Source organism: Vulgatibacter sp., from assembly GCF_041687135.1.
Taxonomy (GTDB): Bacteria; Myxococcota; Myxococcia; order Myxococcales; family Vulgatibacteraceae; genus JAWLCN01.
The window spans coordinates 26133-50931 of record NZ_JAWLCN010000014.1; the positions used below are offsets into that span (position 1 = coordinate 26133).

25 protein-coding genes are annotated in these 24799 nt (G+C 71.6%); 12 read left to right on the forward strand and 13 right to left on the reverse strand.

What is annotated here, in order from left to right; translation table 11 throughout:
* Window positions 1–264 carry a hypothetical protein gene (locus ACESMR_RS21930; protein WP_373049268.1) on the forward strand — a complete coding sequence of 88 codons (264 nt, stop codon included), beginning with the start codon at window positions 1–3 and terminating at the stop codon, window positions 262–264.
* Between the two features lie 56 nt (window positions 265–320).
* Here the strand turns inward: ACESMR_RS21930 and ACESMR_RS21935 are convergent, their stop codons facing one another.
* The 6 genes from ACESMR_RS21935 to ACESMR_RS21960 all read right to left on the reverse strand — a co-directional run bounded on the left by ACESMR_RS21935 (window position 321) and on the right by ACESMR_RS21960 (window position 6192).
* Window positions 321–1814 (reverse strand): DegQ family serine endoprotease, encoded by a 1494-nt coding sequence (locus ACESMR_RS21935; RefSeq protein ID WP_373049269.1) that lies wholly within the window; start codon window positions 1812–1814, stop codon window positions 321–323.
* A gap of 145 nt (window positions 1815–1959) precedes the next feature.
* Window positions 1960–2517 (reverse strand): nucleotide exchange factor GrpE, encoded by a 558-nt coding sequence (gene grpE, locus ACESMR_RS21940; RefSeq protein WP_373049270.1) that lies wholly within the window; start codon window positions 2515–2517, stop codon window positions 1960–1962.
* 49 nt (window positions 2518–2566) lie between these two features.
* Window positions 2567–2815: an RNA polymerase sigma factor region1.1 domain-containing protein gene (locus ACESMR_RS21945; protein WP_373049271.1), complete on the reverse strand. Its 249-nt coding sequence runs from the start codon at window positions 2813–2815 to the stop codon at window positions 2567–2569.
* 115 nt (window positions 2816–2930) lie between these two features.
* On the reverse strand, window positions 2931–4982 hold the full coding sequence (ftsH, locus tag ACESMR_RS21950; protein WP_373049272.1) for an ATP-dependent zinc metalloprotease FtsH: 2052 nt from the start codon (window positions 4980–4982) through the stop codon (window positions 2931–2933).
* Between the two features lie 242 nt (window positions 4983–5224).
* Window positions 5225–5626: a (deoxy)nucleoside triphosphate pyrophosphohydrolase gene (locus ACESMR_RS21955; RefSeq protein ID WP_373049273.1), complete on the reverse strand. Its 402-nt coding sequence runs from the start codon at window positions 5624–5626 to the stop codon at window positions 5225–5227.
* Between the two features lie 62 nt (window positions 5627–5688).
* On the reverse strand, window positions 5689–6192 hold the full coding sequence (locus tag ACESMR_RS21960) for a hypothetical protein (RefSeq protein ID WP_373049274.1): 504 nt from the start codon (window positions 6190–6192) through the stop codon (window positions 5689–5691).
* A 65-nt stretch (window positions 6193–6257) separates the two neighbouring features.
* Between ACESMR_RS21960 and ACESMR_RS21965 the strand changes: the two genes are divergently transcribed.
* Window positions 6258–7652, forward strand: coding sequence for an MBL fold metallo-hydrolase RNA specificity domain-containing protein (locus ACESMR_RS21965; protein ID WP_373049275.1), 1395 nt, complete (start codon window positions 6258–6260; stop codon window positions 7650–7652).
* On the opposite strand, the gene ACESMR_RS21970 is transcribed toward ACESMR_RS21965, so the two are convergent.
* Window positions 7625–9868 (reverse strand): ATP-binding protein, encoded by a 2244-nt coding sequence (locus tag ACESMR_RS21970; RefSeq protein ID WP_373049276.1) that lies wholly within the window; start codon window positions 9866–9868, stop codon window positions 7625–7627. The genes ACESMR_RS21965 and ACESMR_RS21970 overlap by 28 nt on opposite strands.
* A gap of 118 nt (window positions 9869–9986) precedes the next feature.
* Here ACESMR_RS21970 and hutU point away from each other — a divergent pair, with 118 nt between their 5' ends.
* The 6 genes from hutU to ACESMR_RS22000 all read left to right on the forward strand — a co-directional run bounded on the left by hutU (window position 9987) and on the right by ACESMR_RS22000 (window position 15685).
* Window positions 9987–11642: a urocanate hydratase gene (gene hutU, locus ACESMR_RS21975; RefSeq protein WP_373049277.1), complete on the forward strand. Its 1656-nt coding sequence runs from the start codon at window positions 9987–9989 to the stop codon at window positions 11640–11642.
* Window positions 11643–11775: 133 nt separating this feature from the next.
* Window positions 11776–12237, forward strand: a complete 462-nt coding sequence (locus ACESMR_RS21980) for a hypothetical protein (RefSeq protein ID WP_373049278.1) — start codon at window positions 11776–11778, stop codon at window positions 12235–12237.
* Window positions 12238–12280: 43 nt separating this feature from the next.
* Complete coding sequence (locus ACESMR_RS21985) at window positions 12281–12853, forward strand: hypothetical protein (RefSeq protein ID WP_373049279.1); 573 nt, start codon at window positions 12281–12283, stop codon at window positions 12851–12853.
* Between the two features lie 8 nt (window positions 12854–12861).
* Window positions 12862–13326 carry an RNA polymerase sigma factor gene (locus ACESMR_RS21990; RefSeq protein ID WP_373049280.1) on the forward strand — a complete coding sequence of 155 codons (465 nt, stop codon included), beginning with the start codon at window positions 12862–12864 and terminating at the stop codon, window positions 13324–13326.
* Window positions 13323–13943 carry a hypothetical protein gene (locus ACESMR_RS21995; protein ID WP_373049281.1) on the forward strand — a complete coding sequence of 207 codons (621 nt, stop codon included), beginning with the start codon at window positions 13323–13325 and terminating at the stop codon, window positions 13941–13943. The genes ACESMR_RS21990 and ACESMR_RS21995 overlap by 4 nt, the downstream gene beginning before the upstream one ends.
* Window positions 13940–15685, forward strand: a complete 1746-nt coding sequence (locus tag ACESMR_RS22000) for a caspase domain-containing protein (protein WP_373049282.1) — start codon at window positions 13940–13942, stop codon at window positions 15683–15685. The genes ACESMR_RS21995 and ACESMR_RS22000 overlap by 4 nt, the downstream gene beginning before the upstream one ends.
* 6 nt (window positions 15686–15691) lie before the next feature.
* Here ACESMR_RS22000 and ACESMR_RS22005 read toward each other — a convergent pair whose 3' ends face one another.
* Window positions 15692–16303, reverse strand: a complete 612-nt coding sequence (locus tag ACESMR_RS22005; protein ID WP_373049283.1) for a hypothetical protein — start codon at window positions 16301–16303, stop codon at window positions 15692–15694.
* Window positions 16304–16384: 81 nt separating this feature from the next.
* Between ACESMR_RS22005 and hutI the strand changes: the two genes are divergently transcribed.
* On the forward strand, window positions 16385–17650 hold the full coding sequence (gene hutI / locus ACESMR_RS22010) for an imidazolonepropionase (RefSeq protein WP_373049284.1): 1266 nt from the start codon (window positions 16385–16387) through the stop codon (window positions 17648–17650).
* A 4-nt stretch (window positions 17651–17654) separates the two neighbouring features.
* Here the strand turns inward: hutI and ACESMR_RS22015 are convergent, their stop codons facing one another.
* Window positions 17655–18257 (reverse strand): hypothetical protein, encoded by a 603-nt coding sequence (locus tag ACESMR_RS22015; protein WP_373049285.1) that lies wholly within the window; start codon window positions 18255–18257, stop codon window positions 17655–17657.
* 128 nt (window positions 18258–18385) lie between these two features.
* Here ACESMR_RS22015 and ACESMR_RS22020 point away from each other — a divergent pair, with 128 nt between their 5' ends.
* Complete coding sequence (locus ACESMR_RS22020) at window positions 18386–19318, forward strand: LysR substrate-binding domain-containing protein (RefSeq protein WP_373049286.1); 933 nt, start codon at window positions 18386–18388, stop codon at window positions 19316–19318.
* A 115-nt stretch (window positions 19319–19433) separates the two neighbouring features.
* Window positions 19434–20309, forward strand: coding sequence for a class II glutamine amidotransferase (locus ACESMR_RS22025; protein WP_373049287.1), 876 nt, complete (start codon window positions 19434–19436; stop codon window positions 20307–20309).
* Here ACESMR_RS22025 and tsaE read toward each other — a convergent pair.
* From tsaE to ACESMR_RS22045, 4 genes are read right to left on the reverse strand one after another with little or no spacing between them, the layout of a single operon-like run.
* Window positions 20306–20791, reverse strand: a complete 486-nt coding sequence (gene tsaE, locus ACESMR_RS22030; RefSeq protein WP_373049288.1) for a tRNA (adenosine(37)-N6)-threonylcarbamoyltransferase complex ATPase subunit type 1 TsaE — start codon at window positions 20789–20791, stop codon at window positions 20306–20308. The genes ACESMR_RS22025 and tsaE overlap by 4 nt on opposite strands.
* On the reverse strand, window positions 20770–22302 hold the full coding sequence (locus tag ACESMR_RS22035; RefSeq protein WP_373049289.1) for an NAD(P)H-hydrate dehydratase: 1533 nt from the start codon (window positions 22300–22302) through the stop codon (window positions 20770–20772). Before ACESMR_RS22035 ends, tsaE begins: the two co-directional genes overlap by 22 nt.
* Window positions 22303–22307: 5 nt before the next feature.
* Window positions 22308–23042: a pyridoxine 5'-phosphate synthase gene (locus tag ACESMR_RS22040; protein WP_373049290.1), complete on the reverse strand. Its 735-nt coding sequence runs from the start codon at window positions 23040–23042 to the stop codon at window positions 22308–22310.
* 44 nt (window positions 23043–23086) lie between these two features.
* The gene (locus tag ACESMR_RS22045) at window positions 23087–24136 is read right to left on the reverse strand and encodes an alpha/beta fold hydrolase (protein ID WP_373049291.1); all 1050 of its coding nucleotides are present in this window, start codon (window positions 24134–24136) and stop codon (window positions 23087–23089) included.
* 115 nt (window positions 24137–24251) lie between these two features.
* Here ACESMR_RS22045 and ACESMR_RS22050 point away from each other — a divergent pair, with 115 nt between their 5' ends.
* Window positions 24252–24785 (forward strand): DUF488 family protein, encoded by a 534-nt coding sequence (locus tag ACESMR_RS22050; protein ID WP_373049292.1) that lies wholly within the window; start codon window positions 24252–24254, stop codon window positions 24783–24785.
* Window positions 24786–24799 lie beyond the last annotated feature (14 nt).

Genomic DNA, 24799 nt, shown 5'->3' on the forward strand with positions numbered 1-24799 from the left:
TTGCGAGGAATCTGTCTGGCCCCGGTGCTGGTCCTGGGCCTGGTGGTGGCGACGGCGCCGGCACAGGGCCCGGCGAGCACGGCGGGCGCCGAGGCGACCACCCCCACCCGGACGAGGCTCGTGCCCCTCGAGGTGGAGCCTGCCTCCGCCCCAGCGGACGGCAGAAGCGGCGACTTCGAAGGACGCCCCGGCAGGGACAATCCCGAGGAGTTCTACAAGAAGCCGCCTCGCAAGCCGAAGCAGAAGAGCCGCATGCACGCCTGATCGAAAGAGCGCCGCCAACCCGACGGGTCCGGCGGCGCTCGCAGGCACCACACGTGTCAGCCGTTGCGGACCGCCACGTAGATCGCGCTCTCCCCCCGCTGGAGCCGGAGCAGGACCATCTCGCCGGCGGAGACCGACCCGACCAGATCCCGCCAGTCGCGCAGGCTCCGCACCGGCCGCCGGTTCACCTCGAGGATGAGATCGCCCTCGTTGATCCCGGCGCGGGCAGCGGGCCCGTCGCTCGCCACGCCGGCGACCAGCACCCCCATCGGCCGGGCGAGCCGCATCGAACGCGCCACCTCGGGGGTCACCTCGCGCACCGAGATCCCCAGCGGCCCCGCTTCGCTGCCGGGCCCGTCGCGGCGCTCGGCCTTCGCATCGAGCACCCGGCCCTGATCGTCCCGGGCCGCAACCGCCACGTCGACGTCGGTCCGCTTCCCGTCGCGGAGCACCCCGAGCCGGATCGCCTTGCCGGGCGGCAGCAGCGCGATGGTCCGCGAGAGCTGGGCGTAGTCGTCGATCTCCCTGCCGTCGACCGACACCACCAGGTCGCCGTGCTGCAGCCCCGCCCGCTCCGCCGGGCCGCCGGCCACCACGTCGGCGATCAGGGCGCCCTTGCTCTTCTGCGGAAGCTTCAGGCTCCTCGCCAGCTCCGGGGTGAGATCCTGGATCGCCACCCCGAGCCAGCCGCGGGCGACGGTGCCCGTCTCCTCGAGCTGCGGCACCAGCACCTTGACCAGGTTGATCGGCACGGCGAAGCCGATCCCCTGCCCGTGGGCGGCGATGGCGGTGTTGATTCCGATCACCTCGCCGCGGGCATTGAAGAGCGGGCCGCCCGAATTGCCCGGGTTGATGGCGGCGTCGGTCTGGATGAAGTCGTCGTAGGGCCCGGCGCCGATGAAGCGCTCCTTCGCGGAGACGATCCCGACCGACACCGAGTGCGAGAGGCCGAAGGGATTTCCGATCGCCACCACCCAATCGCCCACGTCGGCCTTGTCCGAGTCGCCGAGGTAGACGGTGGGGAGGTTCCTGGCGTTCTCGAGACGCAGCAGCGCCACGTCGGTCTTCGGATCGCGGCCGACCACCTTGCCCTCGAACTCGCGGCCGTCGGCCAGCTTCACGTCGATGCGGTCGGCGCCGTCGATCACGTGGTTGTTGGTGAGGACGAGGCCGCTTTCGTGGATCACGAAGCCGGAGCCCTGTCCCCGCGGCACCACCCGCGACTGGCCGTTCCGCGGATCGTTGCCCATGTAGGGCCGGAAGAACTCCTCGAAGGGATCGACGCCGCGCCGCCTGCGCACCACGCTCGAGGTGGAGACGCTGACCACGGCGGGCTTCAGGTCCTTGATCAGCGGCGCCAGCGAGGGAAGCGGCGAGAAGCCGTTGGCCAGCACCGGCTGCGGGCTGTCGTTCCGCTCGTGCCAGAGAGCCGGGGCGCTCTTCGCCTCGGCGACGGAACCATCGAAGGAGACCGGGGTGGTCGCGGCAACCGAGGCGGCGATCGCCACGCTGGTTGCAACCCCGACGAGAACACCACGCTTGAAGGACATGGGGCGGACCTCGCATTCGCTCTAGAACGCACGGCCCACGAGAGGCGGCCCGGGGCCGGCATGCCACGCCAGGGGAACGATCGGGCGGCGGTCGTATTCCCGCCGACCACCTGCCTGCTACTGCAGCGGCGGCTCGGAGCGTGCTTCACAAACTCTCGGTGCCGTCGGCGGAGGGGACGTGGCGCGCCACGCGGACCCGGGCGGCGCGAACCACCCGCTCGCCCGCCTTCCAGCCGGAGCGCACCTCCTCGATCACCTTGCCGTCCGCGTCGGGGTCCGGCACGGGCACGAGATCCACCGCCTCGTGGACGTTGGGATCGAAGCGATGGCCCACCGTCTCCACCGCGGTGAGGCCCATGCCCTCCACCAGGCGGTGCAGCCCCTCGGTGATCAGCCGCACGCCTTCGAGCACGCCGGCTGCATCCTGCCCGCTGCTCTGGAGGGCGCGGCGCAGATCGTCGATGGCGTCGAGTAGCACGGTGGCCACGTCGGCCCGCGCCCCCTCGACCTGGCGATCGCGGTCGCGCTCGACCCGCCTGCGGAAGGCGTCGCGCTCGTTCAGCACCTCGGCGTAGGCGCGGCTCACCTCGTCGAGGCGGCGGCCCTGGCTCTCGAGTTGGGTGCGCAGCGCCTCGAGCTCGTCGGCGGGCGCTACGTCTTCGGATGCGGTCTGGTTCTGGGTCGGGTCGGAACGCTCGTCCATGGTGGCCGCAAGCTAAAGCCGGAGAGCGGGCTGTCAACCCAGCCGGGCGTCAGACGGGCTCCCCCGCCTCCTCGCTCTCCTCGTCGAAGGCGGCGCGGTCCACGCTCTCGCTCTCGTCGCCGATGATCTCGATCTCCGCCGCGCGCAGCGAGTAGTAGAGCAGCCAGCGCTCTGCAGCGGCGAGCGTACCCGGCGGCAGCGCGCCCTCGATCTCCTCCACGGTGAGAAAGCCCTTGCGGACTCCCTTCCGGAAGAGCTCCTTGCGGGCGAGGTGGCTCTTACCGATCTTGGGATCCATCCCGGCCTCCTTTCGCTGCCCTTCCCACGTGGGACCGGGCTCTTTCGTGAATGTAAGGCCGAAAACGAAAACCGCCCGTCCCTCCGGGCGGAGGGACGGGCGGTGGCGGGCCTGCCTAGTTCTTCTCCTCGCCGACCTGGGTCGCCTCCGCGCTCATCATCGCGGTGGGCGCAGGCGCCGGGGAGACCACCTCGCGGTGCTCGTCGCGCGGGTGGTAGCCGGCCTTCGGGCCGAGGATGCGCTCGAGCTCCTCCTCCTCGACCACCTCCTGCTGAAGGAGGCGCGCTGCGACCTGTTCGAGCTTCTCGCGGTGGGTCCGGACCACCTGGCGTGCGGTCTCGAGCCCCTGCTCGACGATCCGCTGGATCTCGGCGTCGACGATACGGTGGAGGTGCTCCGAGTGACCGCGCAGCTCACCGGCGCCCTGCCCCCGCTGCTGGAGGAAGACCGCCCGCTGCCTGTCGCCGAGGGCGACGGGGCCCACCGCCTCGCTCATCCCGTACTCGCGCACCATCGCCGCAGCGATGTCCGTCGCCTGCTGGAGATCGTTGGCGGCGCCGGTGGAGATCTCGCCGACGATGAGCTCCTCGGCGACGCGCCCGCCGAGCAACGCGGCGATCTTGTCCTGCAGCTCGGGGAGCGTCATCAGGTACCGGTCCTCGAGGGGCATCTGCATGGTGTAGCCGAGGGCCGCCACGCCGCGCGGGATGATCGAGACCTTCTGCACCCGCTCGGTCCGCGGGAGCATCCAGCCGACGATCGTGTGCCCGGACTCGTGGTAGGCGACGATCTCCTTCTCGCGCTCGTTGATCCGGCGGCTCTTCTTCTCGAGGCCCGCCACCACGCGCTCGATCGCCTCCTCGAGCTCGGAGCGCGTCACCTCGTCCTTGCCGCGCCGGGCGGCGAGGAGCGCGCCCTCGTTCATGATGTTGGCGAGATCGGCGCCGACGAAGCCGGGGGTGCGGGCGGCGAGGTTGCGCAGGTCCACGTCGCGGGCGAGCTTCACCTCCTTGGCGTGGATCTCGAGGATCTTCTCGCGTCCCTTCTTGTCCGGGCGATCGACCAGCACCTGGCGGTCGAAGCGGCCCGGGCGCATCAGCGCGGGATCGAGGATCTCGGGCCGGTTGGTGGCGGCGATGATGATCAGCCCCACGCGGCTGTCGAAGCCGTCCATCTCCGCGAGGAGCTGGTTGAGGGTCTGCTCCCGCTCGTCGTGGCCCATGATGCCGCTGTTGCGGCTCTTGCCGATGGCGTCGAGCTCGTCGATGAAGATGATGCACGGCGCCTTGCCCTGCGCCTGCTGGAAGAGATCGCGCACGCGGGCGGCGCCCACGCCGACGAACATCTCGACGAATTCCGAGCCGGAGAGGCTGAAGAAGGGGACGCCGGCCTCGCCTGCCACCGCCCTGGCGAGCAGCGTCTTGCCGGTGCCCGGCGGTCCCACCAGCATCACGCCCTTGGGGATCTTGCCGCCGAGGCGCCGGAACTTCTCCGGCGACTTGAGGAAGTCGACGATCTCCTTGAGTTCCTCGACCGCCTCCTCGATGCCGGCCACGTCCTTGAAGCCGACGCCGGTGTCGTTCTCCATGTGGAGCTTCGCCCGGGTCTTGCCGAAGGTCATCACCCCCGGCGGCCCCTGCCCCATCTGCGAGCCGACCCGCCGCATCATCCAGCTCCAGAAGAGGAGCGCGAGGAGGATGGGCACCATCCAGATCAGCATCAGCTCGCCGAAGTTGGACGAGCGCACCGCCTCGTACTCGATCCCCTGGTCCTGCAGCGTCTCGACCAGCCGATCCTCGGTGCCGGGGACGAGGTTCGCCATCCAGGGCAGCGAACCGGCGTCGCCGCCGACGATGGGCTCCTCCGCGCCAGCGGGCGGCGGCTGCCCCATTGCGTCGGCGGTGAGGTAGCCCTTCACCCAACCTTCGCCGATCACCACGCGGTGGAAGCGCTCGCCCTCCACGGCGTTGACGAATTCCGAGTAGGGAACGCGGGTGACGCCGATGTTCTCGAAGAATCCCCGGAACAGGAAGAAGCCGGCGATCAGAAGCAGGATGATCCCCAAGGGGGACCCAAAGCGGAACTTCGGTGTTTCCGGCCCGGGGGGATTGGGCTGCTTCTTGTTGCCGCCGCCTCCCCGCGGAGTCTGTGCCGGCTTGGTGGCCATGCCTTCGCGCTCCTTTCGCCCTCGCCGATGAACCCCACGCCCGCCGCACTGCCCGCCGGATCCGAATCGATCCTCGAGGCGCGCCAACGAAGCTGAACGCAGGAAGCTAGGTACCCGATGCGGGCGCTAGCAAGGCACCCGCGCGACCTCGCGACAGGCGCACCGGTACAGGGAGCGGGAATGAATCGGGGGCACGGCAGTCCGGCAGGTTCGCCGACCGGTTCGGGGCGTCCGGGGGGGCGCTACTGGATGTTCAGCAGGCGCTCGAGGGTCTTCTGATCCGCAGCCGGGAACTCGTATTCGTCGAGCTCACCGGGGAGCACCCAACGGTGGGTGTAGACCTTGACGTGGCGGATCTCGTCCTCGTCGGAGAGCAGCTTGCAGCGGAACACGCGGAAGTCGATGTCGTAGTCGGGGTAGGCGTGGCTCACGTGCATGGTGCGCTCGCCCACCTCGACCTCGATGGCCATCTCCTCCCGGAGCTCGCGCTTCAGGGCCTCTTCGTCGCTCTCGCCCTCCTCCACCCTGCCGCCGGGGAACTCCCAGAGGAGGGGGAGCGACGCGGTGGGCGGACGTTGGGTGATCAGGTAGCGGCCGTTCCGCTCGATCATCGCTCCCACCACACGTACCTGCCTGCGCGCCATCGTTCGCTCCGCGAGAGAAGGAAGCCGAGGATAGCCGGGCGGCGCCCGCTCTCCAAGCTGCGTCAGAGCAGGAAACGGACGAAGAGGTTGGCGTCCATCAATCCGACGTAGACCGGCCGGCTCACCCAGATGCCCGGGGCGATCTCGAGGCCGAGCTCGAGGGGCGCGCTCTTGAAGACGAAGTCGAGGCCGAAGGGGACGCGCACGCCGCCGAAGGCGTCGTCGCCCCGGTGGCAGAAGCGGTCGCCGTGGATCCAGCCGCAGTAGCCGCGGTTGACGCCGACCACGCCGCCGACGCCCACGTAGAGATCGAGGTTCATGCTCGACTCGCGCGCCAGGCGCGCGAGGCCGAAGAGGTAGTCGGCGTGGAGCCGCAGGCCCGGGCCGGTGCCGACCCCGATGTCGAAGGCGTTGGGACCACCCAGCCACTTCTTGAGCGTGAGGCCGGTGGGCTCGCCCACCATGAAGCCGAGCGCCCAGCGGCTGGGGTTGGAGGGCGGCGCCGCTTCGGCGGGCATCGCCACGGAGAGGGTCACGAGGAGGAGGAGCGCCTGGATGATTTTCATGTCGCGGAGAATTACCAGAAAATGAAAATTTCCCAACAGGGCGAGCCTGGCATACGCTCGCCCACATGGCCTCGATCCAGTTTCTCGGCGCAGCCGGAACCGTCACGGGCAGCCGCCATCTCCTCGAGCACGAGGGGAAGCGCATCCTCCTCGACTGCGGTCTCTTCCAGGGCGAGAAGGCGTGGCGCCGGCGCAACTGGGATCCCTTTCCCGTGCCGCCCTCCTCCATCGACGTGGTGGTGCTCTCCCACGCCCACATCGATCACTCGGGCTACCTGCCGCGGCTGGTGAAGGAGGGCTTCACCGGCACCATCTTCAGCACCCCGGCCACGCGGGATCTGCTGGCGATCATGCTCCCGGACTCCGGCAGGCTCCACGAGGAAGAGGCGCGCTTCGCCAACAAGATGCGCTACTCGCGCCACGATCCGGCGCTGCCGCTCTACACCGAGGAGGACGCGAACCGGTGCATCCCGCAGGTGCACACGGTGCGCTACGGGATGCAGCGGGAGATCGTCCCCGGGGTGGTGCTCACCTTCCACCGCGCCGGCCACATCCTCGGATCGGCCAGCGCGCAGCTCGATCTCTACGGCGCAGCCGGCTACCGCCACACCCTCGTCTACTCCGGCGATCTGGGCCGCTACGGCATGCCCATCATCACCGACCCGGCGGCGATCGAGCGTGCCACGACGCTGCTGGTGGAGTGCACCTACGGCGACCGCGACCACCTCGAATCCGATCCCCGCGGCGAGCTCGGCGCGGTGGTGCGTGACGTGGTCGAGCGCAAGGGCGTGCTCATCATCCCTTCCTTCGCCATCGGCCGCTGCCAGGACATCCTCTACCACCTGCGGCAGCTGCAGCTCGCCGGCGAGATCCCGGCGAGCATCCCCGTCTTCGTGGACAGCCCGATGGCGATCGACGCCACCCCGCTCTACCTGATGCACCGCGAGGAGCACGACGAGGAGATGGTGCGGCTGATCACCGAGGGGATGAAACCGATCCATCCGACCTGGGTCGACTTCACCCGCGGCGTGCGCGAGTCGCAGGCGATCAACGATCGCAAGGGGCCGATGATCGTCATCTCCGCCTCCGGCATGGCCTCCGGCGGGCGGGTGCTCCACCACCTCAAGCACCGCCTGCCGGATCCGAAGACCACCGTGCTCTTCGTGGGCTACCAGGCGCAGGGCACCCGGGGGCGCAAGCTCGTCGAGGGGGCGCAGAGCATCCGGATCCACGGCATCGACGTGCCGGTGCGCGCGCAGATCAAGAGCATCGCCGGCTTCTCGGCCCACGCGGACCGGAGCGAGGTGCACCGCTGGCTCTCGTCGATCGAGCTGCCGCCGCAGCGGACCTTCTGCGTGCATGGTGAGCCGTCGGCGCTGGAGGCGATGCGCCAGCGGCTCGAGGCGAACGGCTGGGCTGCCGAGGTGCCCGGCTACCTGGAGCGCTTCGAACTCGGCTGATCGGGCGGGCCTTCGAGCGGCAGCGTGAACTCGAAGGTGGTCCAGCCGTTCGGGTCGCTCGCCGCCCGGATCGTGCCGCCGTGGGCCTCGACCAGGCCACGACAGATGTAGAGCCCGAGGCCGATGCCGCCCACCCGCGCTTCCCTGCTGCGGGCGCTGCGGTGAAAACGGGAGAAGAGCCGCTCCTGCTCTTCGGGTGCGATGCCGATCCCGCGGTTCGCGACGGCGCAATGCACCCTTCCCTCCTCCGCCCGCACGCCGACGCAGACGGCGGAGTCCGGCGCCCCGTATTTGAGCGCGTTGGAGAGCATGTTGCCGATCACCTGCTCGATCCGGTCGGGATCGATCCGCCCGACGGGGAGATCGTCCGCCACCTTCGCGTCGATCCGCTCCCCACCGGGCATCCCCGCGGCCCGCTCGAACGCCCCGCGGAAGAAGGGCCCGAGCTCCACCTCCCGCAGGTCGAGGGAGAGGCGGTGGGCCTCGAGCCGCGAGACGTCGAGGAGGTCGGCGATCATCCGGTTGAGATGCCGCGCCGCCGCCCGGATCTGCGCTACCCGCTCCGCCGGCCTGCCGGGCGGCACCTCCCGCTCGAGGAGCGCGCCGTGGGCGAGGATGAGCGCCACGGGCTGCCGCAGATCGTGGGCCACCACCGCGGTCCACTCCTCGCGGACGCGCTCCGCCTCCTCGAAGGGCCGGAGGTCCTCGATGGTGACCACCGCGCCCCGTGCGCCCGTCTCCACGCCGAGGGGCACTGCACGGAAGAGGACCGGGATCGCGGGACCGTCCTGCCGCTCGATCCGCAGGCGCTCCGACGCCACCGTCAGGCCCTCCATCGCACGCAGGGCGGGAAGGTCCTCGAGCGCCAGGGGCGTGCCGTCCTCGGTCTGGAGGAGGTGGAGGTATTGGATGGGGCCGGTGGCAGGATCCACCTCCATCCCGAGGAGCTCCTCCGCCCGGGGATTGGCGCGGACGTGGCCCGCGTCCTCGAAGAAGAGGACGCCGGTGGGCACCACCTCCAGCACCTGCTGCAGCAGCCGCCGATCCGCGGCGACCCGGGCGAGGAGGCGTTCGCGCTCCCTGTCGGCCCGGTGGCGGCGCTCCACCTGCGCTTCGAGGCGCTCGTTCGCGGCGACGAGCTGCGCTCGATCGCGCGCCTGCGAGAGGGCGAGGGAGGCGTGCTGCGCGAGGAGATCGAGGGCCGCCTCCTCGTCGGGCCCGAGGGAGCCGCCGCGGAGGAGATCCGCCGCCACGACCACGCCGCAGGGCTGGCCGCCCCGGTGCAGCGAAACGGCGACGAGGCTGCGCGGGGGTGCCTCGATCGCGATCATGCCGGCGAGGTGCGCCGCCTCTTCCGGATCGGTGACGAGCAGGCGCCGCCCCGACCTGGCGACGTCGCCCAGCCAGTCGACCGGAGGTGGCGGCGGCTGGAGCCAGAGGCGGCCGTGGGGCGAGGTGGCCCAGGGCTCGAACACATCCTCGCTCTTGCTGGTGTCGAGAACGCCGACAGCGGCCCAGCGGGCCTGGAGCAGGCCGCGAGCCTGATCCGCCACCGCCTGCGCGACCTCCTGCTCGCCGGATGCCGCGCCGATGGCGAGGTTGGCCATCCGCAGCGCTTCGAGGCGCTCCCTTGCCAGGCGTTCTCGCTCGATCGCCTGCGCCCGCTCGAGGGCGGCGCCAAAGATCCCGGCGATGGTCTCGACCGCCCCGATCTCCTCCTCCGAGAACCGGTGCGGCATGCCGAACGTCCAGGCCAACGAGCCGACGAGCGTGCCGCGGATCTCCAGCGGCACGGCGACGGCGCTCCGGGCGCCGGTGGCGGAGAGGACTTCCGCGGAGCCGGGCAGCCCCGCCGCATCAGCCGTATCCTCGAGCACGACGACGCGCCGCTCCCGGGCTGCCCGGGCGGGCGCATGGGGCGCTTCGAGGGCCAGCGTCCCGAGGTGTCCGACCAACCCGCCGGGCAGGCCGGCCTCCGCTGCGAGGCGGAGCGTTCTGCCATCGGGACCGAGGAGGTAGACCACCGCGCTTCTCGCTCCGTGTGCGAGCAGCTCGTCGACCAGCGACCGGGCGACCGCATCGGGCGCCGACGCACGGCCGACCGCCTCCGCGATGCGCCCCATCGCCGAAACGATGCGTGCAGCATGGGAAAGCGCCTCCAGATACCCGGAACGCTCCTCCTCCCGCGCTGCGCCGCCGAACGGCTCCTCGTGCATGGTGTCGGTCCCCCGGACGTCGCGGCCCCCGCCGAAGACCGGGCGTGGAACGCGGGGGTCGACGGGGGGCCTGCCTTTCCCTATTCTGCGCCCGTTTTTTGCGGGAGGAACCCTCGAGATGGATCGCGTGATTCGGGCGCCACGTGGAAGCGAGAAGAGCTGCAAGGGCTGGGTGCAGGAAGCCGCCCTGCGCATGCTCATGAACAACCTCGATCCGGAGGTCGCCGAGCGGCCGCAGGACCTGGTGGTCTACGGCGGCACCGGCAAGGCGGCGCGGGATTGGCCCTCCTACGATCGGATCGTCGCCACCCTGCGGAACCTGGGCGACGACGAGACCCTCCTCGTGCAGAGCGGCAAGCCGGTCGGCGTGCTCCGCACCCACGAGGACGCGCCCCGCGTGCTCATCGCCAACTCGAACCTCGTGGGCAAATGGGCCACGTGGGAGCACTTCTGGGAGCTCGAGAAGGCCGGGCTGATGATGTACGGCCAGATGACCGCGGGCTCGTGGATCTACATCGGCACCCAGGGGATCGTGCAGGGCACCTACGAGACCTTCATGGCCGCGGCGAAGAAGCACTACGGCACCGAGGATCTCGCGGGCCGCTCGGTGCTCACCGCGGGGCTCGGCGGCATGGGCGGCGCCCAGCCGCTGGCTGCTGCGATGGCGGGCGCCGCCTGCCTCTGCGTGGAGATCGACGAGTGGCGCGCCCAGCGCCGCCTCGAGACCCGCTACCTCGACCTGCTCGTCCACGATCTCGACGAGGCGATCCGCCTGGTCGAGGAGGCGAAGGCGAAGCGCGAGGGGATCTCGGTGGGCCTCATCGGCAACGCCGCGCAGATCTTCCCGGAGCTGGTGCGGCGGGGGGTGAAGTTCGACCTCGTCACCGATCAGACCAGCGCCCACGATCCCTTGAACGGCTACGCGCCGACCGACATCAGCGGCCCCGACCTCGAGGCGATGCGGCAGCGCGATCCCCAGCAGGTGATCCGCCGGGCCAAGGAGTCGATGGCGGTGCAGGTCCGGGCGATGCTCGAGATGCAGCAGGCCGGCAGCCACGTCTTCGACTACGGCAACAACCTGCGCCAGGGCGCCAAGGACGTGGGCGTCGAGAACGCCTTCGACTACCCGGGCTTCGTGCCCGCGTACATCAGGCCGCTCTTCTGCGAGGGCATGGGCCCATTTCGCTGGGTGGCGCTCTCGGGTGATCCCGAGGACATCTACGTTACCGACCGGGCCATCGCCGAGCTCTTCCCCGAGAAGAAGGGGCTGCAGCGCTGGCTGAAGCTCGCGAAGGAGCGGATCGAGTTCCAGGGCCTGCCCGCCCGGATCTGCTGGCTCGGCTACGGCGAGCGCGAGAAGGCAGGCCTGCTCTTCAACGAGCTGGTGCGCACCGGCAAGGTGAAGGCGCCGATCGTCATCGGCCGCGATCACCTCGACTGCGGCTCGGTGGCCTCGCCCAACCGCGAGACCGAGGCGATGAAGGACGGCAGCGACGCGGTGGCCGACTGGCCGCTGCTCAATGCGCTGGTGAACGCGGTGAATGGCGCCTCCTGGGTCAGCCTCCACCACGGCGGCGGCGTGGGCATCGGCTATTCGCAGCACGCGGGGCAGGTGATCGTCGCCGACGGCACCGAGGCGGCGGCGCGGCGGCTCTCGCGCACGCTGGCCGGCGACCCGGCGATGGGCGTGCTGCGGCATGCAGACGCAGGCTACGAGGAGGCGATCGCGGTGGCGAAGGAGCGCGGGGTGTCGATCCCCGGCATCACGCGCTAAACTGCGCGTTTGCCTGTTCACCGAGGGGGCCGTGCCGTCGGGCGCGGCCCTTTCGATTTCACCTCCGTGACGGAGCACTGTCCGGATCGGCGTGTCCCGTGCGTTCTCTCTTTTGAGAAGGGGGAACGGAACGATGGAACGGCAGTTTCTCGTGTGCACGCTTTCGCTGCTGCTCTCCGGATGCACGTCGCGCTACTTCGTGCAGGAGGACCAGCTCCGGCGCGCGCGCGCGGGCGCCGCGCCAACGGTCGCGGCGCGGAACGTCGACGGTGAATCGGTCTGGCTGCACTCGGATGCGGTACAAGACGGTCGCCCCGTGGTGCCGAGCTGGGCCGAAGTCGACGTCCCAGATCGCGGCAAGACCTTTCGGATCACAGGCTGGATCTTCGCAGGGGCAGGCTTGCTATACGGCACCGTCGGTACGGCCCGGCTCGCGGCCGATGACGCCGACCTCGACGACCTGATCTTGGTCTACCTCGGCGGCCTTTCCGCTGCTACTGGCGCCGGCCTGCTGCTTGCGGGTTACCTCATCGGCCCGCCGGAGGTTCCGCCTCCGGTCGGCGGGACCGCCGATCCTGCCCTCCTCCGGTGGTGATACGATCGTGTCCGGCTTTGCGCGCATCGTTCGTTCTCCCTGCATGAGACTGCTCGCGCACTCAGCCGCCGCCCTTCTCGCGCAGTTCGCGGCCGTGTTCCTCGTCCTCGTCGCGACACGTACGGGTGCCGAGGTGCGAGGTGCGCTCCATCTCGGCGCGGGACTGCCGGAGGGGTTCGGTCCGTCGCTCGGCGTGCGCGTCGGCGTCCCGCTCGAGTTGGAGGCGGGCCTTGCGGTCATGCCGCTCTCCGAGGCAGCCCCGTATTACGTGGCCCGCGCCGGTTGGGTGCTGGGGCTCGTGGATGGCACATGGGGCGGCAGGTGGACATTGGACGTCGTCCCCTCGCTGCGGGTGGTGACCTACAAGACGAGGCCCCAGTGGTCTGCGTTCCCGTTCGCGCCGCGTGCCGACGAGGACGAGCCGCCGGAATGGCTGTTTCTTACAGGGCCGGTGGCCTCGCTCGATCTCGCCTTCTGGCCGGTCCAATCCATCGGCTTCGACCTACAGGTCCAGGCTGGTGGCGTGATTGACGGTAGCGAAGATCCCGCCGGTGCGCACCTTCTCAGCGTAGGCTGGCTACCGGTGTTGCGTGGCGCCCTGGGGATCGTCTTTTGAGCTGCAGCGTGGAGACTGCCTACCGCCGCTTCTTTCCGATCATCCGGGAGAAGTGCGCCCGCATGCTCGGGGACGGGGACGAGGCGCAGGACGTGGCGCAGGAGACCTTCGTGCGGCTCTGGAAGAGCGCCGTGGCGGAGGAGGAGCCGCGGCAGGTGACGGCCTGGATCTACCGGACGAGCACGAACCTCGCGGTGGATCTCATCCGCCGGCGGCGCTTCGTGGTGGAGGCGCCGGTCGATCGGGAGCCGGGGGCGTCTCTCGAAGGGCTGGTGCAGGCACGGCAGGAGCTGGCGCGGATCGCCGGCGGTGTGCCGGCGGACGAGCTGGCCATCGCGATCCTCCACCGCATCGACGGGCTGGGGCAGGAGGAGGTGGCGAAGGTGGCGGACGTCTCCGACCGCACGGTGCGCCGGGTGCTCAAGCGCTTCGACGAGAGGCTCGCGCTGCTGCGGGCGGAGGCTGCGTCGTGAACCATCCTTCGTATCTCGAGCTCGATCGCCACGCGCTCGGCGAGTACAGCGCCGCCGTCGAGGCGCACGTCGGGAGTTGCCCCCGCTGCAGCGCGCACCTCGCCTCCGTGCAGCCGACCGAAGCCGCCCTGCCCGCCTGGGCGCGGCAGGCGCCGCCGCGTCGCTTCCGCCTCCCCCGCTTCCGCTGGATCGGCGGCTTCGCCCTCGCCGGCGCCACCGCTGCGGCTACGCTCCTCCTCCTCCCGGCGCCGGTGGAGCCGCCGCCCTACGTGGCGCCGAAGGGAATGCCCTCGGTGGCGCTCTACGTGCTGCGCGACGGACGCACCACCCTGTGGAACGGCACCGAGCCCTTGCGCCCCGGCGATCGGATCCGGCTCAAGGTGGCGCCGGAGGGCTTCGCCTGGCTCGCCGTCTCGACCCGCGCCGCCGACGGCAGCTTCGGCACGCTGCACCACGCCCGGATCGATCCCGCGGTCGAATACCTGCTTCCGGAGAGCTGGCGGCTCGACGACGCCCCGGGTCCGGAGCGGATCCACGTGGCCCTGGACGCGGCGCCCACCGATCCCGAAGGCGCCGCCTGGACCACCACCCTCGAGATCCCCAAGGCGGCCCGATGATCCGCGCCGCCCTCCTCCTACTCGTGCTCCTCGCGGCAGCCGATGCCCACGCGCTGCGCCGCATCGCGGTGGTGGTCGGCGCCAACGGCGCGCCAGCCGGCAGGGCCGCGCTGCGCTACGCCCATGCGGACGCCCGGGCCTTCGCCCAGATGCTGGTCGACGTCGGCGACTTCCGGACCGCCGACGTGCACGTGCTCCTCGATCCCCAGCCCGACACGGTGCTCCGCCGCCTCGACGAGGTGGCGTACGCGCTCCGGGGCAGCGAGGAATCGCTGCTGCTCTTCTACTACTCGGGCCACGCGGACAACGAGGCGCTCTACCCCGCCGGCAAGGCCCTCTCGCTGGCGGCGCTCAAGGAGCGCCTCGACGAGCGCGCTGGCAGCGTGCGCCTCGGGATCCTCGACGCCTGCCGCGGCGGCGCCTGGACGGGCACCAAGGGGCTCCACGCCGACGCGCCCTTCGAGGTCCACGCGCCGATGACGCTCGGCAGCGAGGGATCGGTCCTCGTCGCCTCCACGTCCGGCCTCGAGGATGCCCACGAGGCGGAGGTGATCGGCGGCTCGTTCTTCACCCACCATCTCATCGCTGGCCTGCGGGGCGCTGCAGATCGCAGCGGCGACGGCGAGGTCACGGTGAGCGAGGCCTTCGAATACGCCCACCGGCTCACCATCCGCGACAGCGCCATCCACGCCGGCGCGCCGCAGACGCCGAGCTTCGAGATGAACCTGCGGGGCAGGCGCGATCTCGCCCTGGCGCGGATCGAAGCAGGCCCGAGCCGCTTCGCGCTGCGGCAGAAGGAGGGACCGCTGCAGGTGGTGCGCCTCGACACCGGCCTCGTGGTCGTGGAGCTGCCGCCGGGCGAGCGGGAGACGGTGGTGGCGCTGCCGCCGGGCGACTACCTCGTCCGCCGCCGCGCCGACGCGGGCGTGCTCGCCATCGAGGTGGCGCTACCTGCGGGCGGCCAGGTGGAGCTCCGCGAGGAGGATCTGCAGCTCGTCGGCGCCTCGGCCCTCGCCGCCAAGGGGAGCACGCCTGCCCACGGCGCCACCTCGCTTTCGCCTGGCGATTGGGAGCTGCGCCTCGCCGTCGGGCGGGTCTACGAAGACACGAGCCTGCTCTTCGCCGAGCCCAGCGCCGCCAGCGGCGACACCGGCCTCGCTCTCTCGCTGGGCGTGGGCCTCAGCGAGCGGATCACCCTCTCGATCACCAGGCCCGGCCTCTCGCTCCGGCTGGGCGATCGGACGACCGGCTGGGAAGGCCTCGCCGCCCTCGGCACCAGCTTCAGCTTCGGCTCGTCGTCCGCGGAGGGCGGGTTCGGCAAGCTGCTGCCCATCGCCAGCTTCGACGGCAGGCGCTGGTTCGGCGGCAGGCAGAGCGTGATCGCCGGCGCGGCAATCCAGTCTGCGGTGAGCTGGAGCCGCGGCGGCACCAGCGCCTTCGCCGCCTGGCGGCCGCAGCTGCAGGCGGGCTACACGCTCACCCTCGGGGAGGTGGCGACGATCGCCATCGGGGCGAACGCCGGGCAGCGCTTCGCCAGCGACGGCTGGCGCATCGACGCGACCCGCCCCGGGGTGACGCTGCTGGTCGGCTCCGCGCTCACCCTGGCCGATCGCTCGCTGCCGCTGGTGCAGCTCCACCTGCTCGAGTCGCTGTCCCTGGACGGCTACGCCTCGGTGGGCTGGGACCTCGCCACCGGCGCCCTGCAGGAGCAATACCTCGGCGGCTTCACCTGGAGCTTCTGATCCCGATCAGAGCAGCTTGAGGCCGATCGGGAAGGTGATCACGCCCATGTGGTAGCGGCTGCCGACGTATTCGTAGCGGAGCTGGGTGCCGACGTAGAAGAGCACCTGCTGGTTGCCCACGTCGAAGAGCCGCGAGGTGACGTCGAAGCCGCCGCCGGCGAAGAAGCCGCCCACCCAATTCGACCTGCCGCAGACGTCACGGCACGAGTTGCGGGAGGGATCACACTCCGGCTCCGGCTCGCAGACCCAGCGCCCCTCGCCGCCGACGCTGCCGCCGGCCTGGAGGTAGGGCTGGATCATCGGGAGCGGGTCCCGCATGAAGGGCCGCCAGCCCACCGCGAAGCGGTTCATGGTGATCGACCAGTCGTTCTCGTCGGGGAACCAGTTCATCCCCGAGAGCGAATAGGAGAGGTCGAGGCCGTTCGAGAAGACGTAACCGGCGGTGAGCGCGTCCATGTAGAGCGCCCGCGGCAGCGAATGCCCGCCGAAATTGAAGCCCGGGCCGGTGCCCACGTAGAGGAAGCCGCTCGGCAGCGCCCGGGTGTTGCCCAGCTGCGCGCCGGCACCAACGGGCAGCACGAGGAGCAGGATGGCGAGAAGCGAAACGATGCGGCGCATGGCGGCCCTCCAATCGCGCGAACGCTACCTGCCGCTATCGGAGGGATCCATTTTTCGCCGCGGGCTTGGTAGAAGGCCCCTGTGATTTCCGCCGATCTCATCCTCCGTGGCGCCGGGCAGGTGATCACCTGCACCGGCACGTCCGGCGGCGACGCCGCCCTCGCCCCGATCCCCGATGGCGCCGTCGCCGTGCGGGAGGGCTCGATCGTCTGGGTCGGCCCCGAAGCCGATCTCGATCGATCGGTCGAGCTGCTGCCTGGTGGCGAGGTGATCGACGCTGCCGGGGGCCTCGTGGCGCCGGGCTACGTCGACGCCCACACCCACGTGGTCTTCGCCGGCGACAGGGCCCGCGAATTCTCGCTGCGCTGCGCAGGGGCCAGCTACCAGGAGCTGCTCGCTGCCGGCGGCGGGATCCTCGCCACGGTGCGGGCCACCCGCGCCGCCAGCGAGGAGGAGCTGGTCCAGGGCGCCGCGCAGCGTCTCGCGAGGCTGCTTTCCGAGGGTGTCACCACCTGCGAGGTGAAGAGCGGCTACGGCCTCACGGTTGCCGACGAGCTGAAGATGCTGCGGGCCGTCCGTGCCCTGGGACGCGTGCAGCCGATCGGCCTCGTCGGCACCGCCCTTCCCCTCCACGCGCTGCCGCCGGATGCAGGCGATCGCTCCGCGTGGATCGAGCGGATGCTCTCCGAGCTCCTCCCCGTCGTGGTGGAGGAGGGTCTCGCCCGCTTCGTCGACGTCTTCGTGGAGAAGGGCGCCTTCACCCCCGACGAAGCGCGGCAGGTGGCGAAGGCCGCGAAGGCCCACGGCCTCGGCGTGCGGCTCCACGTCGATCAGCTCACCGCCGGTGGCGGCGCGGAGCTGGCGGCGGAGCTCGGCGCCGCCACCGCCGACCACCTCGAGGAGATCACGCCGGCGGGGATCGAGGCGATGGCCGCCGCAGGTGTGACGGCGACGCTCCTGCCGGTCTCCACCCTCTACCTCAAATGCCCGCGCTACGCGCCGGGGCGCGCCCTGGCCGACGCCGGCGTGCGCCTCGCGCTGGGGAGCAATTGCAACCCGGGCAGCGCGATGAGCGAGAGCTACTCGCTCGCGCTCTCCCTCGCCTGCCTCGGCAACGGGCTCTCCGCCGCGGAGGCGTTCTACGCCGCCACCGCCGGCGGCGCCGCTGCGCTCGGGCTCGAGGATCGGGGGCAGATCGCGCCGGGACGCCGCGCGGATCTCGTGGTCCACGGCGCGAGCTCGGTGGAGCACCTCGCCTGGCACATGGCCGCCTCGCATGCGCGGGTGGTGGTGATCGGCGGCAGGGTCGTGCACCGCGCCGACCACCTGCCGGCGCGCTGCGGCTGATCGGTCAGAGCGCCCCGGCGATCCAGAAGGAGCCGAGGGCCATCGAGCCCACCGAGGCCAGCGCCGGCAGCCTGCCGCGGAGAAGGGCGCCCAGGCTGCCGCGGCGTGCGGCCATCGCCGCCATCGCGGCGGTGAGCCCCGCCATGGCGAGGGTGCTGCCGAGCGAGAAGCCACCGAGGAAGACGAGGCGCACCAGATCCGACTCGGCCACCGCAGCGGGGAGCAGCATGAGCAGCGCCGCGGCGCCGGTGCAGCCGTGGATGAGGCCGACGGTGCAGATGCTCCTGCCGGTGATCGCGCCCTCGCAGCCACGGTGCGCGCGGTGGCGGCGCACCAGGCCCCAGATCCCCATGCCGATCAGCGCCAGCCCCGCGATCCCTTCCGCCCACGAATCGACGCCGTGGAGGTCTGCGGCGGAGACCGCGAGGAAGAGGATCACCGCTGCAGCGGCGGTCCCCAGCGCGTGGCCGAGGCCCCAGAGCAGCCCGATCCGCCAGGCGCCCCGCTTCCGCCCCACCGAGAGCGGCGCGAGGCTGAGCACGTGATCCGGACCGGCGATGGCGTGCAGCGCCCCCGAGCTGATACCGGCGATGGCTGCGAGACCCATGGCTTCCATTCCTTCCCGGACCGTCTCGAAAGACGGTCCACCTCCCTCTCTCACAACCGAGACCTTGCGTCCGTCCTGCCCTTCCGTCGATGACATCATTCGAATGACTTCGATAGGATGCAGCTATCATGCGTTTCGCTCCCCTGCCGGTCACCCTTCGCCAGCTCCAATACGTGGTCGCCGTTGCGGAGGAGGCCTCGTTCCGCGGCGCTGCAGCGCGCTGCGCCGTCTCCCAGCCCTCCTTGAGCGCGCAGATCGCGGAGGCGGAAGGGGCGCTCGGCGTGCGCCTCTTCGAACGCGACCGCCGCGGGGTCCTCCTCACCGCTGCCGGGCAGGAGCTCGTGGCCCGGGCCCGCCGGATCCTGATCGAGACCGGGGATCTCGCCGAAGCCGCCCGGCGCTTCGTCGATCCACTGGCGGGCACCCTGCGGATCGGCGTCATCCCCACCCTCGCGCCCTACCTGCTGCCGCTGGCGGCGCCGGCGCTGCGCAGGGCCTTCCCCCGGCTCACCGTGATCTGGATCGAGGAGAAGACCCCGACGCTGGTGGAGGGCCTGGCGAAGGGCTCCCTCGACGGCGCCCTGCTCGCGCTGGAGGCCGATCTCGGCGACCTCGACTACGAGGCGGTGGGCGCCGACCCCTTCGTGCTCGCCACCGCCCCGGGCCATCCCCTGGCGAAGGGGCGCGGCAGGCTCCGCACCGAGTCGCTCGCAGGCGAGCGGATCCTCCTCCTCGACGACGGGCACTGCCTGCGGGAGCAGGCCCTTGCCATCTGCTCCCGGGCGACCGTGGACGAGTCGGACGTCCGCGCCACCAGCCTCGCCACCCTCGTGCAGATGGTCGGCGCCGGCCTCGGCGTCACGCTCCTGCCGGCGATCGCGGTGGAGGCCGAGGCGAAACACGGGGGGCTCTGCGTGCGCCCCTTCGCGCCCCCGGTCCCGCACCGGACCCTGGCGATGGCCTGGCGCAGGCGCTCCCCCCTCGGCGCCGCGCTCCGCTCCCTCGCCGGCGAGATCCGCGGCGTCCTTCCCGCGGGCCCGCGGCGTCCGCCCGCCGGATGATTGACACACCAGGTGAACGCACGCCTGCCTGCCTCCCCCACGGGCGCACAGACTCACGCGGGTCCCCCTGCTCTTCGCGGGAGAGATCGGCGGTGTTACCGTGTTGGGCAGAAAGATGTGCCGCTTATTCGGATTTCGATCGCAAGGCCCTTCCGCCGTCCATCGCTCCCTGGTGCGCGAGAACAACGCGCTGCAGGTCCAGAGCCGTGAACACCCCGACGGCTGGGGGATCGGCTGGTGGGGCGACGACGGAGCCGCCCCGCAGCTGGTCCGCGGCGCCGGCGCCGCCTACGCCGAGGAGGCCTTCACCCGCCACGCGGAGATGGTGAGCTCCCACGCGGTGCTCGCCCACATCCGCAAGGCGAGCGTCGGCCCCGTCACCCTCGACAACGCCCATCCCTTCCGCTGGGGCCCGTGGCTCTTCGCCCACAACGGGACGGTGACCGACTTCGCCCGCCACCAGGCGCGGATCGAGCAGGAGATCGACGCCGCCTTCGCCCACGTGGTGATCGGCGACACGGACAGCGCGCGCTGCTTCGGCATCTTCCTCAGCAGGCTGGCGCGGCTCACCCCCGATCCGACGAGCGACGTGCCCCTCGCCACCGCGGCCCGCGCCCTGGCGGAGACGGTGCGAACGGTGAGCGCCATCACCGACCCCGACGCGGCGGTGCCCTCGGCCACCACCTTCCTCGTGGGCAACGGCAGCTTGATGCTCGCGATCCGGCGGGGCCGCACCCTCTGGTATTCCACGCACAAGACCCGCTGCCCCGAGCGCGGCACCTGCGCGCGCTTCGGCCCCACCTGCGAGGCGCCGCCTGCTGCGCCCGGCACCGAGGTCAACCACATGCTGATCGCCTCGGAGCGGGTCTCCCTCGAGGACGCCTGGATCGAGGTGCCGGTGGACGGCATCGTGGGCGTGGACGCACAGATGCGCCTCCATCGCTTCCAACTCGGCAATTGGCGGAAGCGCAGCGACTCGTCTGCCGCCTAAGCCGCGGTGAGCGCCGCCACCAGCGCTGCGCCCCGCGCCCCGTAGCCGGTGAGATCCATCTCGCGGGTGCGCAGCCCCGCGTGGCGCAGATCGATCCGCAGCCATTCGCGCGGCGCGGCGTCGGGCACGTTGTCGATCCACTCGACCAGCATCGCCGATCCCGCGCCGACCAGATCGAGGAAGCCGGTGGCGTAGAGCTCGTCGTAGTCGGCGATCCGGTAGAGATCGGCGTGGTGGAGCGGGATCCGCCCGCCCGTGTAGGGATGGACGATGGCGAAGGTCGGCGAAGCGATCTGCTCGCTCGGCACGCCCGCCCCCTCGGCGATCGACCGCACCAGCAGCGTCTTGCCTGCGCCGAGGTCGCCCTGGAGCCCGACGAAATCGCCGGGCCGGAGCAGGGACGCGAGCTTCGCGCCGAAGGCCCGCGTCTGCTGCGGGCTGGAGAAGCGCAAGCTCGCCTTCACCGTTTCCACGTGGCCCACACCTCTGCGATGCCGTCGAGGATGTCGCCGGCGACGAGGCCCATCTCGCCCCGCGCCGCTGCGCGCCTGTCGCCAGCGAGGCCGTGCACGTAGACACCGGCCCGCGCCGCAGCGAAGGCTGCGAGCCCCTGCGCGAGCAGCGCCGCCACCAGTCCCCCGAGCACGTCACCGCTGCCGCCGGTCGCCATCCCCGCGTTGCCCGTGGGGCAGATCGCCACCGCGCCGTCCGGATCGGCGATCACCGTGCGCGCGCCCTTGAGCACCACGGTGCAGCGGTGCCCCCTGGCGAAACGCTGCGCCACGCCGATCCGATCGGCCTGCACCGCCGCCGTCGGGATCCCGGCGAGGCGCGCCATCTCGCCGGGATGCGGGGTGATCACCACCTCGGTGTTCGCATCGAGGAAGCAGTCGGTCGCTTTGGCCACCGCGTTGAGCGCGTCGGCGTCGAGGACCACCGGGCAGGCGGCCTCGGCGAGGAGCCGCGCCACCAGGGCGCCGGTCTCCTCGCCACGGGGAATCCCCGGGCCCGCGAGGATCGCGGCCTTGCCCTGCGCCGCCTCGAGGAGCGCGTCGACGTCGGTGAGGCCGAGCGGGCCGTCGCCCGGGAGCGCGATCCCCATCGCCTCCATCGCGTGGCCGAGGACCTGCGGGATCACCTCGGGGCGCGAGGCGACGCTGACCAGCCCGGCGCCGCCGACGAGTGCCCCCCGCACGGCGAGAGCGGCGGCGCCGCTCTTGCCGGACGATCCCGCGATCACCAGGCAGTGGCCGTAGTTGCCCTTGTGCGAATCGGCGCTGCGCCGAGGCACGAGCCCCTGCACGAAGGCCTTGTCGAGGAGCCGAACCGGCGGCCCGATCCCCAGCAGCGCATCCGGCGGGATGGAGATGTCGGCGACCCGCACCTCGCCGGAGAGATCGGCGCCGGGCTGGAGGACGTGGCCGCGCTTCAGCGTCCCGAAGGTCACGGTGCAGTCCGCCTGCACCACGGCGCCGGGCGGCACGCCGGTGTCGGCGGAGAGGCCGCTGGGCAGATCCACCGCCACCACCCGGGCGCCGCGGCTGCGGGCGTGGTTCACCGCGTCGATCGCCGCGGCGAAATCCCCTTCCGGCTCGCGGCGCAGGCCCGTGCCGAAGATCGCGTCGACGACCACGTCGCCAGGGCCGACGTCGTCGAGCGCCTGCTCGGAGAAATCCTCCGTCGTGCCGCCGAGCCGCTCCCAGATCCCGGCGTTGGTGGCTGCGTCGCCCCGCAGTCGCTCCTGCTCCACGAGCGAGACGATCCGCACGGACGCCGCCGCCACCTGGAGAAGCCGCGCCGCGGCGTAGCCGTCGCCGGCGTTGTTGCCGGCGCCTGCCACCACCACCACCCTGCCGCGCGGCGCGAGCCACTCGCGCACCGCGTCGGCAACGGCGCGGGCCGCGTGCTCCATCAAGAGCAAGCCCGGGATGCCGAACGTCTCGATCGCCGCCGCGTCGACCTCGCGGGCCTCTGCTGCGTCCAGCACGCGCATCGTCTTCACCTGCGCGCGAAGCGGATCAGCTCGACCATGTCGCGCACCGCGCGCTCCATGCCGACGAGCACCGCCCGCGCCACGATGGCGTGCCCGATGTTCAGCTCCTCCATCTCGGGGATCGCAGCGACGGGGATGACGTTCTCGTAGTTGAGACCGTGTCCCGCTGCGACCACGAGCCCCGCGGTCTTCGCGTGGGTGCAGGCCTGCTGCAGCCGGGCGAATGCCTCGGCCCGCTCGGGGTGGGGCAGGTCGCAGTAGCGGCCGGTGTGGAACTCGACGCGGTCGGCGCCGACCGCGTTCGTGGCGTCGACCTGCGCGCGATCGGGATCGATGAACATCGAGACCTCGATCCCAGCAGCGCGGAGCCGCTCCACCGCCTTCGCGAGGTGGGCGCGGGCGCCGGCCACGTCGAGACCGCCCTCGGTCGTGAGCTCCTCGCGCTTCTCCGGAACGAGGGTGACGAGATCGGGCTTCAACTCCAGCGCGATCCCCACCATCTCCTCGGTGGCGCCCATCTCGAGGTTGAGGAGGGTGCGGCAGGTCTCCTTGAGCACCCGCACGTCGCGATCCTGGATGTGCCGCCGATCCTCGCGCAGGTGCACGGTGATCTGGTCGGCGCCGCCGAGCTCGGAGAAGGTCGCGGCAGCGACGGGATCGGGGTAGGTCGCGCGCCGCGCCTGGCGGATCGTCGCCACGTGGTCGACGTTCACGCCGAGCCGGCAAGGTGCCAAAGCCATCGATGTGTCCCCTCCCACGGGGCAGCGGGGCCCCGCAGGCGATTTCAGTGGAGGTTCTCGCCGCCGGGCCCGCGCTTCCTGCTCTTGCGCGGCCGGGCTGCGCGGCTCGCCTTCTCGAGGCGCTGCTCCGCCTCACGGGTCGCCTCCGCCAGCTCGGAGGCAGAGAGATGGAGCGAGGCGAGCTGCCGGTTCAGGTCCCCGCCCCGGCCCTCCTCGCGACGTGCGGGCCGCGGTCCGCGGCGGGCGAAGAAGTCGACGAGGAGGCTCGCAGTCTCGGCGGGCCTCTCCTCCGGCGGGCAGTGGCCGCAGAAGTCGAGGGTGTGGAGCTCGGCGTCGGGGAGCGCCCCGTAGAGCTCCTGGCCGAGGGCCACCGGGCAGACCGGATCCTGCTTGCCCCAGACGAGGAGCGCCGGCGCCTGCAAGGTGCGGATCGCCCGGGCGAGGTCGTCGGTATTGCCGATGTGCTGGAGCATCGCGAACATCGCGCGCTGGTAGCCGGCGTCGGCGGAGGCGGCGTAGGTCTCCACCAGCTCCTCGGTCACCGCGGCGGGATCGCAGAAGATCCGCTTGAGGTAGATGCGGGCGAAGAAGCGCCGCGGCGCCACCGGACTCAGGGCGGTGACGCTGGAGGCGAGGGTTCCCACCAGCGGCGTCATCGGCGCGGCGGCCTGGAGGAGCCAGGGCTGGCTCGCGATCCCCTGCCCGTCGATCACCGCCACGAGGTCGGTGCGCTCGGGGCGGGTGGCGGCGATCTCGAGGGCGATGGCGCCGCCCATCGAGTGGCCCACCACCGCGCGGGCGCGGCGCACGCCGAGGTTGTCCATGAAGCCGCAGACCAGCGCCGCGAGCGCCTTGCGCGAATAGTCCCCGGGGGGCCTGGCGGAGAGGCCACAGCCCTTCAGGTCCAGCGCGAGGACGCGGTAGCCCGCCTCGGCGAGCTGGGGCGCCACCCGGCGCCAGGCAGCGGCCGAGGCGCCCAGTCCATGGACGAGCACCACGGGATCTCCCGCACCCCACGCCTCGTAGTGGATGCGGATGCCCCCCACGGCGGTGAAGCCGTCCTCCCGCACGATTCGACCTTCATGCTCGGGCATCACGTCCGTCGACTCCGTTCGAGCAGAATCCCAGCGTGTTTATACGGTCTCCCAGCGCGCCCGGGCAAACCTTTCCCCGGGGTCGGGCAGGCGGCCGGATGGTAGGGTGCCGGCCATGCGCCTCTTCAGCATCGGTCACTCGACGCGCACCCTGCCCCTCTTTTTCGAGCTCCTCCGGGCCCACGGCATCCGCGGGGTCATCGACGTCCGGGCGATCCCCGCCAGCGGCAGGCAGCCCTGGTTCAACCGGCAGCCCTTCGCGGCGGCGATGCGGGCGGAGGGCTTCGCCTACGAGTGGATGGGCGACAGCCTCGGCGGCGGGCGGGCGGAGGCCGACCTGCCGGAGGTCGCGGGGCTCAAGGAGCCGGCGATGCGGGGCTACGCCGCGTGGATGGCGACCCCCGCCTTCGCCGCCGGGATCGAGCGGCTGATCGAGCTGGGGGGCAGGCTGCCGACCGCCTTCATGTGTGCCGAGGCGGCGCCTGCAGGCTGCCACCGGCTGCTGCTCTGCGACGCGCTCGTGCTCCGGGGGGTGGAGGTGGTCCACGCGATCGATCCCCGGACCGCCCTGCCCCACCAGCGCCACCCCAACCTGCTGCCCCGGGGCCTGGTGCCGACCTACCCGCCGCTGCAGGCGAGCCTCTTCTGATCCGGCGGCTGCAC